This window comes from Sphingomonas sp., assembly GCF_041661825.1.
In the GTDB taxonomy this organism is placed as follows: Bacteria; Pseudomonadota; Alphaproteobacteria; order Sphingomonadales; family Sphingomonadaceae; genus Sphingomonas.
Map to the genome: position 1 here is coordinate 470,209 of NZ_JBAZTU010000002.1, position 17,991 is coordinate 488,199.

17 protein-coding genes are annotated in these 17,991 nt (G+C 66.7%); 4 read left to right on the forward strand and 13 right to left on the reverse strand.

All coding sequences use genetic code 11. The features are described from left to right. The first annotated feature begins 45 nt into the window (after positions 1-45). The 3 genes from WC729_RS09335 (at position 46) to WC729_RS09345 (ending at position 1,984) form a co-directional block, all read left to right on the forward strand. Positions 46-375: a hypothetical protein gene (locus tag WC729_RS09335; protein WP_372851908.1), complete on the forward strand. Its 330-nt coding sequence runs from the start codon at positions 46-48 to the stop codon at positions 373-375. A 181-nt stretch (positions 376-556) separates the two neighbouring features. Further along, on the forward strand, positions 557-823 hold the full coding sequence (locus tag WC729_RS09340) for a hypothetical protein (protein ID WP_372851910.1): 267 nt from the start codon (positions 557-559) through the stop codon (positions 821-823). A gap of 249 nt (positions 824-1,072) precedes the next feature. Beyond that, entirely contained in the window at positions 1,073-1,984 is a 912-nt protein-coding gene (locus WC729_RS09345; protein WP_372851912.1) for a LysR family transcriptional regulator, read from the forward strand. Positions 1,985-2,120: 136 nt separating this feature from the next. Here WC729_RS09345 and WC729_RS09350 read toward each other — a convergent pair whose 3' ends face one another. The 3 genes from WC729_RS09350 to WC729_RS09360 all read right to left on the reverse strand — a co-directional run bounded on the left by WC729_RS09350 (position 2,121) and on the right by WC729_RS09360 (position 7,181). Next, complete coding sequence (locus WC729_RS09350; protein ID WP_372851914.1) at positions 2,121-5,237, reverse strand: beta strand repeat-containing protein; 3,117 nt, start codon at positions 5,235-5,237, stop codon at positions 2,121-2,123. Positions 5,238-5,337: 100 nt separating this feature from the next. Next, positions 5,338-6,606, reverse strand: a complete 1,269-nt coding sequence (locus WC729_RS09355) for a CsgG/HfaB family protein (RefSeq protein WP_372851916.1) — start codon at positions 6,604-6,606, stop codon at positions 5,338-5,340. 59 nt (positions 6,607-6,665) lie between these two features. Further along, the gene (locus WC729_RS09360) at positions 6,666-7,181 is read right to left on the reverse strand and encodes a hypothetical protein (protein WP_372851918.1); all 516 of its coding nucleotides are present in this window, start codon (positions 7,179-7,181) and stop codon (positions 6,666-6,668) included. A 312-nt stretch (positions 7,182-7,493) separates the two neighbouring features. On the opposite strand from WC729_RS09360, the gene WC729_RS09365 reads away from it, so the two are divergent. Continuing rightward, entirely contained in the window at positions 7,494-7,733 is a 240-nt protein-coding gene (locus tag WC729_RS09365; protein WP_372851920.1) for a YozE family protein, read from the forward strand. Positions 7,734-7,992: 259 nt separating this feature from the next. Here WC729_RS09365 and WC729_RS09370 read toward each other — a convergent pair whose 3' ends face one another. The 10 genes from WC729_RS09370 to trbE form a co-directional block, all read right to left on the reverse strand. Continuing rightward, positions 7,993-9,411: an ImmA/IrrE family metallo-endopeptidase gene (locus WC729_RS09370; RefSeq protein WP_372851922.1), complete on the reverse strand. Its 1,419-nt coding sequence runs from the start codon at positions 9,409-9,411 to the stop codon at positions 7,993-7,995. Continuing rightward, positions 9,408-9,845 carry a hypothetical protein gene (locus tag WC729_RS09375; protein ID WP_372851924.1) on the reverse strand — a complete coding sequence of 146 codons (438 nt, stop codon included), beginning with the start codon at positions 9,843-9,845 and terminating at the stop codon, positions 9,408-9,410. The genes WC729_RS09370 and WC729_RS09375 overlap by 4 nt, the downstream gene beginning before the upstream one ends. 139 nt (positions 9,846-9,984) lie before the next feature. Beyond that, a complete protein-coding gene (locus tag WC729_RS09380) occupies positions 9,985-10,191 on the reverse strand; it encodes a DUF2274 domain-containing protein (protein ID WP_372851926.1) in 207 nt (68 codons plus the stop codon). Beyond that, positions 10,191-11,441, reverse strand: a complete 1,251-nt coding sequence (locus WC729_RS09385) for a TrbI/VirB10 family protein (protein ID WP_372851928.1) — start codon at positions 11,439-11,441, stop codon at positions 10,191-10,193. The genes WC729_RS09380 and WC729_RS09385 overlap by 1 nt, the downstream gene beginning before the upstream one ends. After that, positions 11,438-12,451 carry a P-type conjugative transfer protein TrbG gene (gene trbG / locus WC729_RS09390; protein ID WP_372851930.1) on the reverse strand — a complete coding sequence of 338 codons (1,014 nt, stop codon included), beginning with the start codon at positions 12,449-12,451 and terminating at the stop codon, positions 11,438-11,440. Before trbG ends, WC729_RS09385 begins: the two co-directional genes overlap by 4 nt. Further along, positions 12,448-13,131 (reverse strand): conjugal transfer protein TrbF, encoded by a 684-nt coding sequence (gene trbF / locus WC729_RS09395; protein ID WP_372851932.1) that lies wholly within the window; start codon positions 13,129-13,131, stop codon positions 12,448-12,450. Before trbF ends, trbG begins: the two co-directional genes overlap by 4 nt. A gap of 3 nt (positions 13,132-13,134) precedes the next feature. Beyond that, positions 13,135-14,415 carry a P-type conjugative transfer protein TrbL gene (gene trbL, locus WC729_RS09400; protein ID WP_372851934.1) on the reverse strand — a complete coding sequence of 427 codons (1,281 nt, stop codon included), beginning with the start codon at positions 14,413-14,415 and terminating at the stop codon, positions 13,135-13,137. A gap of 1 nt (position 14,416) precedes the next feature. Then, positions 14,417-14,782, reverse strand: a complete 366-nt coding sequence (gene trbK-alt / locus WC729_RS09405) for a putative entry exclusion protein TrbK-alt (protein WP_372851936.1) — start codon at positions 14,780-14,782, stop codon at positions 14,417-14,419. 17 nt (positions 14,783-14,799) lie between these two features. After that, entirely contained in the window at positions 14,800-15,552 is a 753-nt protein-coding gene (gene trbJ, locus WC729_RS09410; RefSeq protein ID WP_372851938.1) for a P-type conjugative transfer protein TrbJ, read from the reverse strand. Beyond that, a complete protein-coding gene (gene trbE, locus WC729_RS09415; RefSeq protein WP_372851940.1) occupies positions 15,549-17,984 on the reverse strand; it encodes a conjugal transfer protein TrbE in 2,436 nt (811 codons plus the stop codon). Before trbE ends, trbJ begins: the two co-directional genes overlap by 4 nt. Positions 17,985-17,991 lie beyond the last annotated feature (7 nt).

Consider the following 17,991-nt stretch of genomic DNA (forward strand, 5'->3'; position numbering starts at 1 on the left):
TCCCAGTCTCTTGATTGAATTATGCCAGTATGCCAGTCAAAGTAAATGGACGATTCGGACTTCATCTCCAGTCTCGCTGACAAGCTCCGCCGGATTCGTCGAGACGGGCTCGCAACACAGAAAGACATTGAGACCGCGACGGGCATACGCCAGGAGACGATCTCCAAGGTGATCAACGGAAAACGACATCGCCGAAACGCCACTCTTATCGCACTGAATAAATATGCCGATATGCTTATTTTGAATCCCAAGGTGTCAACGGAGGTAACCGATGCCGTCGTCGAATTCCTGACCTTCGGCACGGAGGCAGATCTGGTTGCCTCGATCAGGATGTGCGCGAGCCTTGCTAGTGGGCGACCACTGAACAGCAAGTAAAGGTTGGCGAGGCCGACGGATGGGCTGCTGACGATCATCACCGAAAGTCCCGCGACTTGACCTTGATCCCTTCGGTCTGCTGGCCGGGAATAATCCGAACCCCAACCCAAAAACTGCAACGTAGATTCCGCGTGGTGCACGACCTAGTAGCCGCTCGGGTGTATCGCGCGGGTCCTGACCCATGCTGCGCTTCACTACGCCGCCGATCGCCGATCTCCTGAACGAAGGTCAGCCATCCGCAGTCGCACGCCGCAGCGTCGGCCAACCGGCATCGGCCTTCCAAGGCGCCATCAATATCATCACCATCATTGGATTGGCCGTTCGATCGCCGCACTCATTCCAGGCCGCGCCCAGCGCGGCCACGCGCCAGCCGATCGTCACCTCCGGCCGAGACCCGCAAGCGGGGCTCGGCGAAGCCTGGCGACGCGAAGCGTGCCTGGCGAAGTAGAGCGCGGCCGCGCCGCAGGCGCGGGACGTCCCCATCGGCGGCCCAAGCGGAACAAGCCGCATCGCAATCCACTCAGCGAGAACGAGCCTCCCATCCCAAGCTGGAAAGCCTCGCGCGCCAAAACACGCGATATCGCCGCACTCTGCCCATTTCTTGGAATAGCCCCGCACCCCAATCCCCCTATTTCTCCCCAACCCGCGAACGACCGGCCGACACGACGATCGACCGGCGCGCGGCAAAGGGCCGTGAATGATCGAAGTCCACCTCCTGCGCTACGCGCTCGCCGCCGCCGACAGCGGCAGCTTCAGCCGGGCCGCCGACCAGTTCGGCATCAAGCAATCGACGCTGAGCAAGCGCGTCCAGTATCTCGAAGACCGTCTCGGCCTACCGCTGTTCCGGCGCTCCACGCGCGGCGTGGTGCCAACCGATCCCGGCGAGAGGTTCCTGCGCCGGGCGCGCCATATCGTCGAGGACATTGCATCGCTCGACCGGGAATCCCGCGCGCTCGCCCGGGGAGAGACCGGTCGGCTCAGGCTGGGCTTTCACGGCTCGCTGGCGGGCGGCGACCTGTCCGCCGCGCTCAGGGCCTATCGCGCCGCCTGGCCCGACGTCGAGATCGAGGCGAGCGAAGACAGCCGCGACCGGCTCCTGAACGCGCTGGACAAGGACAATCTGGACCTCGCGATCCTTGCCGGCCGCTCGGATCGTCCCGCCATGCATTCGCTGAGCTTCTGGAGCGAGCCGCTCCTGCTCGCTTTGCCCCCGGGGCATCCGCTGGCCTACGCCGACACGCTCTACTGGACCGATCTGCGGGGCGCCTCGTTCGTCGTGACAGCGGCGGACCCCGGTCCCGACATCGGCGCCATGATCACCGCCCGCCTCTCCGGACCGGGCCACAGGCCACGGATCGCCACACAGGATGTCAGCCGCGACAATCTCCCCTCCTTCGTCACGGCCGATCGGCTCGCGGTCCTGGCCGGTGTCCCTCCCATTCCGCCGTTCGGCACCGACATGCCGATCCTGCGCGAGGTGCACGACGCGTACGGCGCGACGACCCTCGACCAGAGCGTCCACTGGCGCCGCGACAACGACAACCCAGCGCTGAAACACTTCCTCGACCTGCTGTCCCGGCGCTACGCCCGACCCATCGCCAGCGATTGAAACCAGGGCGGCGGCCTCCCGTTCGACCGCACCCGCCATGCGATATCGAAGGGCCGTCACGACAAGGGAAGCGTGACGGCCCTCCCCGCTTGCCGGGCAGGCCCTGGGGGCGCGGGCCCGCCCGGCGCGGATCCGGTCAGCGCGCCGTGAGGACGGTGTTAATCGCCTGGTTGCCCGTCGCGATCGCAGCGAGCTGGTTGCCGGTGATCGACAGCGCGCTGCCGGTCACGGGCCCGGCGGCGACGCGGTAATTCGCTCCGGTCACCAGCGCGGTGACGGGACCGTAATTGGCCTGGACATTGACCAGCGCCGCGGTCGGCAGCTGGCCGATCGAGCCGATCGTCACCTGATTACTCGCGGCATTGCCATAGGCATTCGCCGAGACATTGTTGCCCGTCAGCGCCACGCTCGACGCGGAGAAAGGCGCAGCGGCGAGATTGAGCGGAACGCCGTAGCTCGTCGCGCCCGCCGACGCGGTGACGGCGCCATAATTGGACTGGCCGTTGAGCAGCAGCGCCGCGGCACCGGCGGTGCTGTCGAAGCGACCGATCCGAACGGCCGGAACCGCGGACGAAACAGCCGCCCCCGCGCCACTCAAGCTGAGCTGGTTGTCGGCCACATTACCCCTTGCGAGGGCAGTGGTGCTGTTCCCGCCGATCGCGATCGACGAACCGGATACCGTCGCGCCGGGCGCGACGGCGAACACATAGGCCGCTGTGGTGACGGCTGAAGCGGTCACGTCCGCGACACTCATCTGGCTGCTGGCGAGGCCGGCATTGGCCTGCCCGGCAGGGCCGGCGCTCACCGAGACCTTGTTGATCGCCCGATTGGCCGAAGCATCGGCACTGGTCCCATTGCCCGCGATCGTGAAACGGGACGCGTTCAGCCCGGTCGTCCCCGCCACGTTCGCGATCGACGTCCGGGCCGAGGCGGTGGCGCTGCCGGTCGCGAACTGGGTGCTGGCCAGGACATTGTCGCCGGCGATGCCGGCCGAGCCAAGCGAGCCGATATCGCCCTGGGCAGCGCCACCGGTGACGCTGCCGGTCCCGGCCGCGTCGATGGCAAGGCCGTTATCGACATCGTTGACCGCTGCCAGCGCCTGGTTGGCATTGCCCGACAGCGACACGCTGGACGCATCGAGATCACCCTTCGCGGTGAGATTGAGGTCGGAGGTCGAACTGATCACGGCCTCGCCATATTGCGAGGAGGACAAAGCGGTCCCGGCCGCGGGGGCCCCGTCCGCGGCCAGCGAGGTTGCGGACACCGTGAGGCGGTTGACCGAGCTGTTGCCGAGCGCATTGGCGCGCTGGGCGTTGTCATCGACGATCAGCGACGAATGATCGGTGGCGCCGCTGCCGGTTATGCCGAACTGGCCATATATCTCGCTGCTGACATGCGCGGCGGAACTGCCGTCGATGCTCGGTTCGCCGAGCTTCTGGTTGTTCGCCAGCGCGAAGGTCGCTGCCGCCCCATAGCCAGCGGGCAGTGACCCGGCCTCGGCATCGTCATGGCCGCTCCCATCGGCGATCAGGTTCGCGGCGACGGCCAGGCTGTTGGTCGCCGCATTCCCCAAGGCGGTCCCGGTCGCGCTGTTGCCGCTGGCCGACAGGGTCGAGTCAGACACCCCGCTTTGCGGCGCGACGACCGCTCCGGCACGGCTGGACAGCTGTCCCAGTACAACCTGCACGGTGCCATCACCGGTCTGGAGACTGTCGACATCGGCAGCGCTACGCAGCGAGGTCGCCTCGAGTGTCGCACCATTGACCGCCATATTGCCCGTCGCGGCGGCGGTCGCGAGATTGCCGTCGGCCACCAGGGACGCCTCGCTCACGCCATTTTCCGCGACCAGCCGGACGCCGCCGTTCAGCTGCATGGCGCCGACAAACCCATGGCCGAATTCCTGAACGCCAAGCACACTGATCGGCGCGCTCACACTCGCGGTGCCGTCGCCGGAAACCACGGCCGTTCCGACCACCCCGCCGGACAACGGATCACCTCCCGGCACATCGATCGTGTCGGCCTTCACGGTCAGCAGGTTGCCGCTGGCGAGGTTGCCGGTCGCCTGGGTCAGCAGGCTGTTGCGTGAAGCCGAAAGCCCGCTGGCGGCCACCCCGCCGAGCACATCGGTAACGGTCCCGCCGAGCGACAACGCGACGACCCTGGAATCGTCGATCCGCTGCACGCCGGTGACATTGGCAAGCGCGCCGCCGTCGCCAACCGCGCCGCGGACGACTGAGGCTGCCGCGAGATCGAGGGCATTGGCCGAACGGTTGCCATAGCCCGCCGCGACGACGGCATTTTCGTCATTGCCGACCGACGATGCATAGAGATCCCCGGTCAGGGTGACGCCGAACGAGGCGGACGCATTGTCGTCGCCGGTGCGCGCCTTGACGGTCGCGCCCGTCTCCTGGTTGCTGAGGACGGCATAGGCGGCATTGACCGCAGGATCGCCATCGCCCCCCGCGGGAACGATCGCAGCGGCATCGCCATTGGCCGGCACCGCGACGTTGATGCCCGTGGCGCTCAGCGCATTGTCGACCGAATTGCCATAGCCGAGTGCGCGGACGAGATTGCGGCTCAGCGACAGGTCGCTTGCCTGGACCTGCCCGGCGGTCAACCGGGTCACGCCAAGCGACCGCGCGGCGACGGGCGACGTGGCATCGTTCTTCTGCAGCGCGACGATACCACCGCCGCTCAAGCCGCCAGTGAGCGACAGCGCGCTCATGCCGGCATTGCCGAGCGCGTCGGCCTCCTGGCTGTTGGCGGTGATTGCGAACCGGCTGGCGGTGACCGAACCGGCATCGAGCGCGTGGCGCGGCGCCAGCAGGACAGCCTGCACTTCCGAGCCGAGATTGCGTTGACTGCTCGCAATGAGGCTGTCGGCGCGCGCGACCACACCGCCGCTGCCGGCGGCGAGATGGCTCGCGGCACCGTCGCCGGCCGCCGTCAGTGCATCGGGTGCCAGGCTGTCGGCCAGGCTGTTGCCGCGGGCCGCGGCGCTCACGGCATTGCCTGAGACCGATATCACCGAGCCCTGGACGGTTGCGCCGGGGACGATCTGGATGATCGTGCCATCGCCGTCGGCGAATGTCGGAGCGCCGCGATTGGCCTGGTCGCTGGCAAGGGTGTTCGGACCCGATGCCTGGACCTGGCTGAGCTGGGCCGAAGCCGGTGCCGCGGCCAGCAGGGTCGCGAGCGTGAGCCCGGCGCTGCCGAGCAGACGCCGCGAGCGGCGTGAAGGAGCATGTTTCATGATGGATTTCCTGTCGGTTGGAGGATGATCGAAAATCGGGATCGAAGGCGGTTGATGGCGGGCACCTCCCCTGTTTCGAGCGCTCGGTGGCCGGATCGGCTCAGTGGCCGATGCGCAGCCGGGCGATGTCCTGGAGGCCGGGGGCGTTGCGGTGGACCGCGCTTTCGGCCGAATCCGCGCGCCACAGCAATGTCACCGCGCCAGCGGCAATGCCGCGGGCCGCAAGTGCCGCGATCAGCGCGGCGATCCGCTGGTCGGCAAGGGCATCGCGCTTGCCCGGATCGGGCGTCTCGGTGTCGCGCGCGACGATCGCGACCTCGACCGGTCCCGTCGCCTGGGCCACGACGATGCGGTCGACCAGCGCCAGAGCGGCGCCGGCGAGTTCAGCCGAGCCGACCTCGAACGGCACCTGCACTACGCCATCGCCAGATCGGCCGCTTCCGGCCGGGGCGGCATTGAAGGCGGCCCCGATCATGGTCGTCGGCGAGCGGGCAATATCCGCCCCGCGCGGCGCCGTTCCGGCAGTCGGCATCGCCGCCCAGCTTTGACTGGCAAGGCAGGCCCCGGGCTCTATCCTCGTCACGGCCGCGACCAGTCGCAGCGTCGCTTCTTCGAGCGCGGTGCGGATGCCGAGCTGAAGCGGCTCCTGGCCCTTGGCGCCGGCATTGATGTCGAACAGGTCGGAGCCGAAGAAACGGAACAGGTTGAAGCCGACTTCATAGCCGGTGAACTGCTTGGTCAGGCTGACCGTCTTCACGACGAGCAGCGAACGGGTATCGACGATGCGCAGGTCGATCGCCACGCCTTGCGTAAATATCCGGGCCTTGGGTCCGAGCTGACCGACCTCAGTATCGATCCCGCCCGAGCGGATGTCGTAGTTGAGCTCGGTGATCCCGCCGACGATGTAATAGTCGGAAAGGCGGATCGTGCCGCCATAATAAGGCAGCCACGGCACCTTGCCGGTACCCGTCTGCCCGGCGACATCATGGATCTCGCCGTCGCCGAGCTGGCGACGATCGGTATAGCCCAGTTCGCGCTCGGCGATGGTCGGATCAAATCGCTCGGCAAGACCGACCGCGCCACCAAGCTTGCCGAGCGCCGACGTCACCATCAGCGCGCCGCCCTGGGTGATCGCATTGCCCTCGCTGACCGAATATTTGCCGGTATAGTCACGCACGTCGCCGACCCCGATCACGGGCGGCCGCGCCTTCGCGGCAACGATGGCGCCGGCAAGGCAAGCCAGCGCCGGGTCCATCGGCGTCCGGTTGTCGCGCACCGCCGGCCCGATCAGGGTCGGCGCCTCCCCCACCCCGAGCCGCGCCTGATGCAGCTGAACGCAGCCCGACAGGGCAGTCGCCAGCAACGACACGCCAGCGGCCCGCCTCCCCTTCCCGGCCGATCGCCCGGTGCGAACATTCACAGCGCGCATCAGTTGAGCGCCGCGAACGCGCAGGCACGGCTGTCCTGCACGCTGGCGGTCTGGTTGCCGCTATTTGCCTGGTCCGAATTGAGCGCCTGCGACGCGGTGCCATGGACATTGGTGACCGTCGCCCCGGTGACGCCCGAGGACACCGCACCGCTGTTGCTCTGACTACCATCGACCGTGGCACCACCATGCCCGTCACCGATGGTCGTCGCGTTGGCGTTGCCCGTCGCGGTCGAGGTCGCGCCGGCGACGCTCGGCGAATTGGCCAGCGCGGTCTGCGCGCCGCTGTTGCCGGTCGCGGTCGCCGCGATCGAGCAATTATACTGGCGGGCGATATTGGTGTTGTAGATTGGCGCCGCATAATAGCCGCCGCGGCGCTTCTCGATGAGGTCGAGCACCGCTGCCTGGTTGGCGCGATCCGTCGACGTCTTGAACTGCCAGGCGAGGCTCTCGCCATGGTTATTGGCGAACACCGGCGCTGGTGCCGCCGCGATGGCAACGATGATGGCGGCGGACATGAGCCGGCATGGCCACCCCTGCTCCGAAGTCCTTGAATGAATAGTGGTCACGGGATCCTCCCCTTGGCCGGCCGCGTGATGCGCACCGGCGTCGGGGGCGAGTAGAAGGGGCGGTAAATGCCCTGGCGCAACAAGGATCCGGCGCAATCGTAGCGTGGCGATGAAAGACAGGAAATCGGCGGGACCGCGTGCCGGGCCCTCGCCATTCCGCGGCGGTTCGAGCCGCGCGCGCGACCAGTGACCCTGTTCGGGGCCGGCATTTTGTTCTACTAATGTTCCGCAATACCGACTCAACGAGGGAAGAGCACAACCATGGCCACAGCGACGGACGAACGATATCTGGCGTCGGCGCAACCCTTCGGGCGCTGGTTGCTGGCACAGGTCGCGCGCGAGGATGCGATCGGCGACCTTGCCAGATCAGCCAAGGCGGATTCGAGATTTCCGAGGGACGGCGATTTCGAGGCAATCTCTCGCCGGCTCAACGAGCTCCAGGCCGAAAGCGAGATGCATCTCGCCCTCGAGGACGCCGAAGGCGCCTGGCTGAGCTCATAACGCTTGTCCGAACCGGCGTTTCCCCACCACGGCGCTATCTGACGATCGACTGGCGGTGGTGTAGCGCTCTTCCAGGTTTGTTACAAAACCTCGGACTTCATGGCTCAACCTCCGAGAAAACATAACGGCGCCTTTGCCGCCTCGCAGCGCGAGCGCGCATACAGTACGCGGCCTGGCCCGCAGCGACATCCAATACCGCTGCGACCGGCGCTACCTATGTAGGATTGATCAGACTGGCGACGTCAGAAGAGACGAGGCACTACCGGTATCGTGCCAGTGAATTCAGCACTCCGTAGAGATCGATACCGACCTGCCTCGCGGCATGCTCGACCTTCCACGCCGCGACACTTCGGGTGACCTGGTATCGTTCAACCGCCTCGTCCAGCACCGGACCAAGACCGGCAGCGATAACCGGACTGCCATGCCCCTCCCACAAGGAGTGCGCCAGGCGGGTTGGGAACAGTAGTTCGCCGGCGAAGGATTGCGCTCGACTCTCCACTGCGGGGGGCATGCGACCACTGAGAACATCGACGGCAGTGAACGAATGCTCGCCATCGAGGATCAGATGGCACAGCTCATGGGCGAGCGTGTAGCGCAACATTGCCTCCCTCGACGCCGACTTCGCGTGGAGGAGATGGCTGCTTCGTCTGTTCAACAGCACACCCGGACCATGATGGGCACCGCAAATTGCCAATCCCGCCATCGCGCTGATCGACAGCCCGTGTTCCTTCACCTCGATGCCAAGCGACCCGGCAAGGGCGCGAACGTCAAGCACACCGTCAACGTCGATCTGAAGAGATTTACGAAGCAGGCGCGCCGCCGCTTCGCCCTGATCGAAGGGCTTGGCATCTGCAAAGGCGGTAGCAAGATGCTCCCGCGTCGCCCTGCCGAGCTTCGCAAGGGGCTCGCTTGGATGTAGCGCAAACCCCTTGGCCAGGTTGATGATCCGCTTGATATCTTCCAGCGGCAGCGCGCCGGCCATCCGGGCTGCGACCACGATTTCATCATTGTCGTTCGCCGCCTGGACGAGGTTCTCGGGCGCCGCGAGATATCTTGCCTTGATCAGGGCCTGGGCCTTGTCGGTTGAGAGCCCTGCGGAGAGCTCGACCATCCGAACGCCGCTGGCCTCCTCACGCGCACGCCATGCCTGGACGAGCGAGGCCTTCACTCCCGCCTGTTCGAGCCGGGACGCGATCTGGTCGCCAAGCATCGTCAGCGCGGCAGTCCCCTGCTCGAAATCCACCCTCGCCAGTCGTTCGCCGGTATCGATGATCAGATCTTCGCGATCACGAAGGAGCCAGAGAGGTGGCAACGCGAACTGACCATCAAAGCAGCGCGCGAGATTATGCGCCTCTTCAAAGGCCGATACGCGAGACTGTTCTGCCTCGACCTGACTTTCCGGAAATTGCAGCCAACGAGATGCAGCGGCAGTCGCCAGGGCGGTCGGGCGCTCCGGCGGTTCTGTAAAGGCGAGTGGATAGGTCTGCCGAAGCAGCAGCGGCATCCAGAAGTCTGTGAGATAATCGAGAATATCGTCGATAAATATCTCGACCGCCGCCTCGTCGTCACACGCGACCGGCCAGAATCCCTCGCCGTCCAGCCCAACGCTGAAATGGACATAGGATGGCGCGTCGGCGTCAAGCGGGTCCGACAACCGGAATTCCAGGCCCTTGCTCACGGCTGCCAGCTGCCATGCGCGGTGATGTGATCGCGGACCCATTTGTCGAACTGGGCCTCCATCTCGTCCTCCACGGCGTACTTCCTCAACTCTGCGACCAATGCCTTGGCGAGCTTACCGTGGTATGGATATCCATGATAGGTCTCTCCCCGATCGCTGGTGGCAGCCTCGTAAATGGTGCCGTTGTGAACGGCATATCGGTGTTTCGCGTAGCTGCCGGGACGATCGCCCCGGGGACCAGCCAGGGATCGCTTGAGGATCGCCGCGGCCTGGCGCTCAAGCCCCTTGGGGCATTTCCCGATCAGCTTGCGCGGCTGGTGGGGATCGAGTTCGATCACGGGCTCGCTCGTCGTGCCGACATGTTTCTTGCGTCGGTCACCCTTGTCGTATTTGAGTTCCTGGTCCGTGGCGACTGGCGCAGGCTCTGCGGTCATGGGTCGCTCCTGACCGCTCATCTCTGCCAATTTCTACCGTTGTACCTGCCCAGCACTTAGCAGCCTGCATCGCGAATGGTAGCCCGGTCCGGCATCACGTCAAAATTGCGGACGGGATCGCGCTGTGACGGCCAGTGGCTCAGGCCCTCTTGAACGCCCGATCCGTGGCCATGAACCGCTCGAGCATCGGCGCGACGAGCCTTTCGGGTGTCACCGGTGCCTGCCCGGTCTGCGCACCGAGAGCGGCGGCGTAACGGACAAGGTCGCGGTGGACCGGTCCTGGAAGCTCAAGGGTGACCCGTACGGGCTTGTCCTCCACCAGCGGACCCAGCTTCAATCCGGCCATCAACGGTCTCCCTGCGCCAGCGGCGCCAACACCAAATCGCGGGTAACGATGACACGCAAAGGATAGCCCGGCCGGATAGTCAGCGTCGGCTGGACGTTCAATTGCCGCCGGACGATCTGCTGACCAGCCTGGTTGATCGTGTCCGACGTTCCCTCGCGGATGGCGCGGGCCAGATCGTCATTGCCGTTCGAGCCGGCCTGCGCGCCGATCCCAAGCGCGGTCGAGAGCAAAGCCGCTTTCGCAATCCCACCCCAATGATAGTTGGTGCTGTCCTGCAATCCGGCGAATCCGGCCCCGTCCGCACCGGGCAGGCGATCCAGGGATATCGACCGTCCATCCGGGAGGATCAGCCGATCCCAGGCGAGCAGCACCCGGTTCTGGCCGAACGACACCTGAGAATCATACGCGCCGACCAGCTTCGACCCTTGCGGGATCAGCAGGATCCTGCCCGTCGGGCTGTCATAGATATTCTCGGTGACCTGGGCGGTGATCTGCCCGGGGAGATCGGAGCGAATGCCGGTGATGAGCGCCGCGGCGATGACGCTACCGGCCTGCAGGACATTAGGCGATACGGGTTCCACGAGCCGGCTAGCGCTCGTCGCCGGTCGGTCGGCTCCCTCTTTGAGGAATGCCCGCTTCGCCGCCTGTCCGTTTTGGGCCACGTCTTCGGCTGGCGGCAAAGCAACCGCCGGCGTCGCACCCGTGCCGGACCCGACAGTGCCGAGGCCGCCGGGCAGATCGGATGACGCCGGAACATACCCGCCCCCTGAGGCACCGGCTGCGGTCCCGAGGAACAATTTGCTCGTGCGCGCGGCATCATGCTCCTGCCGGATGCGCTGGCGGGCCGCCAGGGCGGCATTCGCCGCCGGACTTGCCGCCGCGCCAGCGGGCGGCGCACCGACACCCGGCCCGAACGACGGCGCCGGCACGTCGGTGCCGCGTTGCTGCGCCGAGAGGATCGGGCGTCCAAGGTCTCCCGGCAGCGGCGGCCCGAGTTTTGGCACCTGTCCATAATCCTTCGGCGCGCTCGCCACGCTGTCGGCCGTCGCGCGGCTGTCGGTATTGTAGAGTTCCTCCGCCGCCTGCCGGTGCGCCGGCCGCAGCGCGTAGAAGAGCGATCCACCGATGCCGGCGCTGGCGAGAAGCGCCAGCACCATCAGCGCCCGGCGCGACAGCCGCATCACGCGGGGCGGGTCGCCGCGAAGCCGGAGATCCGGAAGCGCCGGCGCAGGCTCCACCCCCTCGCTCATCGCCGCCCCTTTCCGGCCCTGCGATCGTCGTTCCGGACGATACGCACCCTGGTCTCGCTCTTCTTCGTGCCCAGGCGTAACTCAGCGGCGGCGAACAGCCGGTCGACCACCATATAGCGGTCGCGCACCCGGTAGTTGACCAGCTCACCCTGGCCGGCCTCGCCGACCACGAACAAGGGCGGCATCTCACCTTGCGCGATGCCGACGGGAAACTCGATGAACACCTGGCGCCCGTCGTCGAATGCCCGCAGGGGGCGCCACGCCGGACTGTCGCCCTCGATCGCGTAGCGGAAATTCAACGACGCAAGATCGACACCCGCCGCGACCGGCGCCGCGTTCGCCGCGGCTGCGTTCTCGCCGCGTAGTGCGATCAGCCGGTCCTGCGGATAGGTCCAGGAAACCGAGGCCATATAGGTTGCGGACGTCGCCCGCAGTTCGAGATGATAGGTGCGCCGGTCGGTATTGATCACCAGATTGGTGGCGAGGTCGGCGCGGGTCGGCTTGACCAGGATATGGACTCGGCTGTTCGGTCCGCTGCCACTCACCGTGTCCCCGATGATCCACCGTGCGGTGTCGCCCGCCGCCACCGGCCCCGCACCGACGAGCTGTTCGCCTTCCTGCAGCGCGATGTCGGTCACCTGTCCCGGCGCCGCATAGAGCTGGTAGAGCGCCCCGTCGCTCCAGGGATATTGCTGGATCGCATTCAGGAACCCGTCCCGGGCCGGCTGGATGCGCGCCGCCTCATTGGCGGCGCCGATGCGCGATTTCGGGTCGGTGCGGTCCGATCGAGATGTTTCCACCGATAGAGGCTTCAATTGTCCTGGAAGCGGCAACGGTGTCGGGACCGCGACGACCTCGACCGGCGCGGCCGGAGGCGATGCCTGTACCGCCGGCACGGCATCGTCATAGCTGATCGCGGGCAGCTTTGCCGATGCTGTCGCGCACCCTGCGAGCGCGGTAGCGAGCAGCAGTGCCGGAATGGCGGATTTACGGAAATGCGGCGCGGTCATTGGCCCAGCTCCTTCGACCAGTTGATGGCGTTGACGAAGAGCCCCAGCGGGTTCTTCCGCAGGGCGTCAGGGGTGCGCGGCGGTTGAACGGCTACGGTCAGGATCGCGGACCAGCGCTCGGTGCGCTCAAGGCTCCCATCCTGGTAATGGCGCTCGGTCCACCCCACCCGGAAACTGTCCGCCGAAGCGCGGATCACACTCGAGACATCGACCGCGACCTGGACCTTGCCGATCTGCGCGAAGGGATCGTTGGTCCGGGCATAGTCATTGAGCGCCAGCGCGCCCTTGTCGGTCGTGAAGTCATAAGCCCTGAGCCAGTTCTCGCGAACCACGATCGGGTCCGCGGCGATCCCCCGCACCTGCTCGATGAAGCGCGCGAGATGGAAAGCGACCTGGGGATCGGTCGGCCGATAGGCAGCGGTCGCGGGCGACACGGCCTGCGCCTCGCCGAGCTTGTCGACCTCCACGACCCACGGAACGATCGTGCCGCGCGCGCCCTGCCAGACCAGGCCGCCGGCAAGGCCTCCCGCCAGCGCCAGGGTGCCGAAAAAGGCGAGGCGCCAGCTACGCGCCTGGACCCGCGCCGAACCGATCCGGTCGTCCCAGACCTGGCCGGCTCGCTGATAGGGCGTCTCACTCTCGGGCGCATTGCCGTAGCGGATCGTTGGGCGACGAAACATCGATCAGTCCTTCTCGCTGACATCGATCGCGGCGCCGGCACCGCCGCCGTCGCCCGAGCGCAAGGTGTGGGCGGCGACGGTCGCCGCATGGGTCACGGCCTGGCGGCGCTTCATGGCGGCGGCCCAGGCGGGCTGGCCACCCTGCGATGGGCCCGAGGTCTCACCGCCGGCTGGCGACCCCGCACCACCCTGATGGCCCGACTTGATGGCGTCGGCAGCCTTACGCAGGGGTGAGATTGCCGCGCCAAGAGCAGCCTTGCCGACACCGCCAAGGCCTCCGGCAACACTTGCCCCACCGGTCTTGCCGGCAGCGCCGAGCCGGTACGCCGCTGCCCCACCGCTGGCGGCACGAGCGCCGGCGGCCGCCAGGCCGGTCACTGCCCCGCCGGCAGCGCCCGCCGCCAGGCCCGCCGCGGCCGCACCGCCCGCCACGACGCCGCCCGCGGCAAGAGCGGTCCCGGCTGCGGCACCAGCGCCTAGCTGGGGGCCGCCCGAGACGATGCCATTGGCGATGCCCGGTCCGAATATGCCGAGCCCAAGCAGCGTCAGCGACGCCAGCACGATCGTCATCGCATCCTCGATCGTCGGCTGGGCGGTGCCGATCGCCGAGGTAAACTGGTCGAACAGGGTCGAGCCGATGCCGATGATCACGGCGAGCACCAGCACCTTGATGCCCGACGAGACGACATTGCCGAGCACGCGCTCGGCCATGAACGCGGTCTTGCCGAACAGGCCGAACGGGATGAGCACGAACCCGCAGAGCGTCGCCAGCTTGAACTCTATCAGCGTGATGAACAGCTGGATCGCCAGCACGAAAAAGGCGAGCAACACCACCACCCAGGCGAACAGCAACACGACGATCTGGATGAAATTCTCGAAGAAGCTGACATAGCCCATCAGCCCCGAGATCGATTCCAGGATCGGTTGGCCGGCATCGAGCCCGACCTGCGCGACCCGGCCCGGCTGGAGCAGCTCGGCGGCGGTGAAGCTTGTGCCGCTCGCCTTCAGGCCGAGCCCGGCAAAACTGTTGAAGACGATCTTCGCCAGGGCGTTCCAGTTGCCAATGATATAGGCGAAGACGCCGACGAACAGCGTCTTCCTGATCAGCCGCGCGATGATGTCGTCGCCCTCGCCCATCGTCCAGAACAAGGCGGCCAGCGTCACGTCGATGACGATCAGGGTCGTGGCGATGAACGCGACCTCACCGTGCAGCAGGCCGAAGCCTGAATCGATATAGCTGGTGAAGACCTCGAGAAAGCGGTCGATGACACCCGTGCCACCCATGTCAGTGCTCCTCGCCCGGCGCTGAAGCGGAAGATTTTGCAATGGCCATGGGCTCGTCCGCAGGCTGATTTGCGACCTCGGCGGCATCGACCTGATCGGGCAACCGCTCCCGCGGCCTTGCGCCCGGTGCCAGAAAGCGCCTGCGATTCTCCGCCCAGGCACGCAGGCAGGCGGCGTCGGTCGCCCCCGCCTGGCCGATCGCCTGGCAGCGGATCAGCGCGCCGCGAAACGGATCACGCTCGCGCGCCGTCGCCGAAATTGCCACCGGCTCGGCAACCGGAGTCCGCGCGTCCCGCATCTCGATCGCGGTCATGGTGATCGCGATGGCGATGAACGCGACAGCGCCGATCCGGGCGATGGTCTTCATGTCCGCCAACCCTCGTGTCAGTTGTGGAACATCGAGACGGTGCCGGGCTGATAGCCGGTACCGGGGGCCAGGAACCGGCGGAGCTGTTCGCGGGCCTGGTCCTGGGCCGCTGCGCGCTGCGCCGCGTCCAGCGCCTGGGCGCGGCCTTGCGCCGCCATCAGGGCGGTCAGGTCTGACAATTGCTGGGACTGAAGCGCGAGCAGCTGGTTGCCGGCCTGTGCCGCCTGCAGCGCTCCGGTCGCGGACTGGCTCGAGGTGACCAACGACGACATCGTCTCGCGCGCGCCATCGATATTGCCGACCACGCCGGCCTGAACCTTGAGCGCGTCCTCGAACGCGGCGACCGAGTTGCTCCAACGGTCCTTCGCGCCATCGACGAGCGCCTGATCGGACGATGCCAGGCTCACCCCCTTATATTGGGCAGTGAACGTCTTATCGATCGACTGGACGTCATAGGCGATGCGCTGGGCGCTGCCCAAAAGCTGCTGGGTGCGCTGGACCTGCGCCTGGAGCTGGGCGATCGACGAGAAAGGCAGTGAGGCCAGGTTCCTCGCCTCGTTGATCAGCGCGGTCGCCTGGTTCTGGATCATCTCGATCTGGTGGTTGATCTGCTCGAGCGAGCGCGCCGCCGTCAGCACATTCTGCGCATAGTTGCTCGGGTCGTAGACGATCCCGCCGAACTGCGCTGTTGCCGGCTCCGCGCTCGCGACAGCGAGCGCGGCCATAGCGACGGCGGACATGATGCGCCGCCGAACGAAAAACCTTCTCATGACGACATCTCCTCAATGATACCGGGCAGAAGATCCGCAGCCCAGTCGAGGCCGCGCGCGCGCAGCCAGGTCTCGGCAAATCCGCGCGCGCCACCCGTGTCGGTCAGTTGCGCGATGCGCAGCTGGTCGGCCTTTGACGCGGCAGCGACGAAGGCGAGCGCGACGTCGCCGAGCCCCAGTTCGAACAAGCGGTTGCCGCGCCGCGACTGGCAGTAATAGTCGCGCTTGGGCGTTGCCCGGGCGAGGATTTCGATCTGGCGATCGTTCAGCCCGAAGCGCCGGTAGATGGCCATGATCTGCGGTTCGACCGCGCGCTCGTTCGGCAGGAAGATGCGGGTCGGGCAGCTCTCGACAATGGCGGGCGCGATGGTCGACGTCTCGATATCGGCGAGGCTCTGGGTGGCGAAGACGACGCTCGCATTCTTCTTGCGCAGTGTCTTCAGCCACTCGCGCAGCTGCTGGGCGAAGGCCGGGCTGTCGAGCACCAGCCAGCCTTCATCGATGATGATCAGCGTTGGTGAACCGTCCAGGCGACCCTCGATGCGGTGGAACAGATAGGACAGCACCGCCGGTGCCGCGCCGGTGCCGGTCAGCCCCTCGGTCTCGAACGCCTGGACGCTGCCATCGCCGAACCGCTCGGATTCGGCGTCGAGCAGCTGGCCATAAGGTCCACCAACGCAATAGGGCGCCAGCGCTTGTTTCAGGGCCTGTGCCTGGAGCAGTACGGCGAGACCGGTGAGCGTCCGCTCGGCAACCGGCGCGGACGCCAGCGAGCCGAGCGCCGACCAGAGATGCTCCCGTGCCTGGGGATCGACCGGCACGCCTTCCGCCGCGAGGATCGCGGCAAGCCATTCGGCCGCCCAGTTCCGTTCGGCCGGATCGTCGATCCGCGCCAGCGGCTGCAGCAGCACGCCGCCGCCCGTACCGTCGTGCAGGCTGTGGCCGAGATCCTGCCAGTCGCCGCCCATTGCCAGCGCCGCGGCGCGGATCGACCCACCGAAGTCGAATGCGAAGACCTGGGCGCCTTCATAGCGGCGGAACTGCATCGCCATCAGGCCGAGCAGCACCGACTTTCCCGCACCGGTCGGCCCGACGATCAGCGTATGGCCGACATCGCCGACATGCAGCGAGAAGCGAAACGGGGTGGACCCTTCGGTGCGGGCGAAGAACAAGGGAGGCGCACCGAAATGCTCGTCCCGTTCCGGCCCCGCCCACACGGCCGAAAGCGGGATCATGTGCGCGAGGTTGAGGGTCGAGACCGGCGGCTGGCGGACATTGGCATAGACGTGGCCGGGCAAGGATCCGAGCCACGCCTCGATCGCGTTCAGCTTTTCCGCGATCACGGTGAAGTCGCGGCCCTGGATGACCTTCTCGACCAGCCGTAGTTTCTCGCCGGCGATTGCCGGATCGGGATCGGACACGGTCACGGTGGCGGTCACATAGGCCTGGCCGATCATGTCCGAGCCGAGTTCCTGCAGCGCGAGATCGGCATCAGCCGCCTTGTTCGACGCGTCGCTATCGAGCAAGGTCGAGGCCTCGTTGGTCATCACCTCCTTCAGGATCGCGGCGACGGACTTGCGCTTCGCAAACCATTGCCGGCGGATGCGGGTGAGCAGCTTCGTGGCGTCGGTCTTGTCGAGCATGATCGCCCGCGTCGACCAGCGATAGGGAAAGGCGAGCCGGTTGAGTTCGTCGAGCAGGCCGGGAAAGGTGACCGTCGGGAACCCGGTGATGGTGAGCGTGCGCAGGTGATGCCTGCCGAGCCTCGGCTCGAGCCCGCCCATCAGCGGCTCGTCGACCAGCAAGGCATCCAGATGCATCGGCGTCCCGGGGACGCGCACCCGCTGCGCTTTTGTCGAAATGGTGCTGTGCAGATAGGTCAGCGTCTCGCCGTCACCGAGCCAGCGGACATCGGGGACGAACCCCTCGACCAGCTGCAGCACGCGTCCGCTTCTGTCGATGAAACCCGCGAGGATCTCGCGCGGATCGATGCCCGCCTGGGCCCGTCCCTCGAACAGCCAACCCTCGGCGCGCGCGGCGTCCTCGGCCGGCGGCATCCACAGCAACGTCAGGAAATAGCTGCTCTCGAAATGCGCGCCTTCCTCGGCGAACTGCTCCGCGCGCTCGCGATCGACCAGCGCCGACGCTGGATCGGGGAAACGGCTCTGAGGATAATGCTGCGCAGCATAGCGCTGGGCCTCGACGAAGATCGCCCAGCCCGAGCCCAGCCGCCGGAGCGCGTTGTTGAGGCGCGCGGTCGTCGCGACGAGCTCCGACGGTGTCGCTGAATCCAGGTCCGGTCCGCGAAAACTGGCGGTGCGCTGGAAGCTTCCGTCCTTGTTGAGCACCACGCCCTGAGCGACCAGTGCCGCCCAGGGCAGGAAATCGGCCAGGCTCGATGCCCTGTTGCGATATTCGCGGAGCGACAGCATCTTTGGC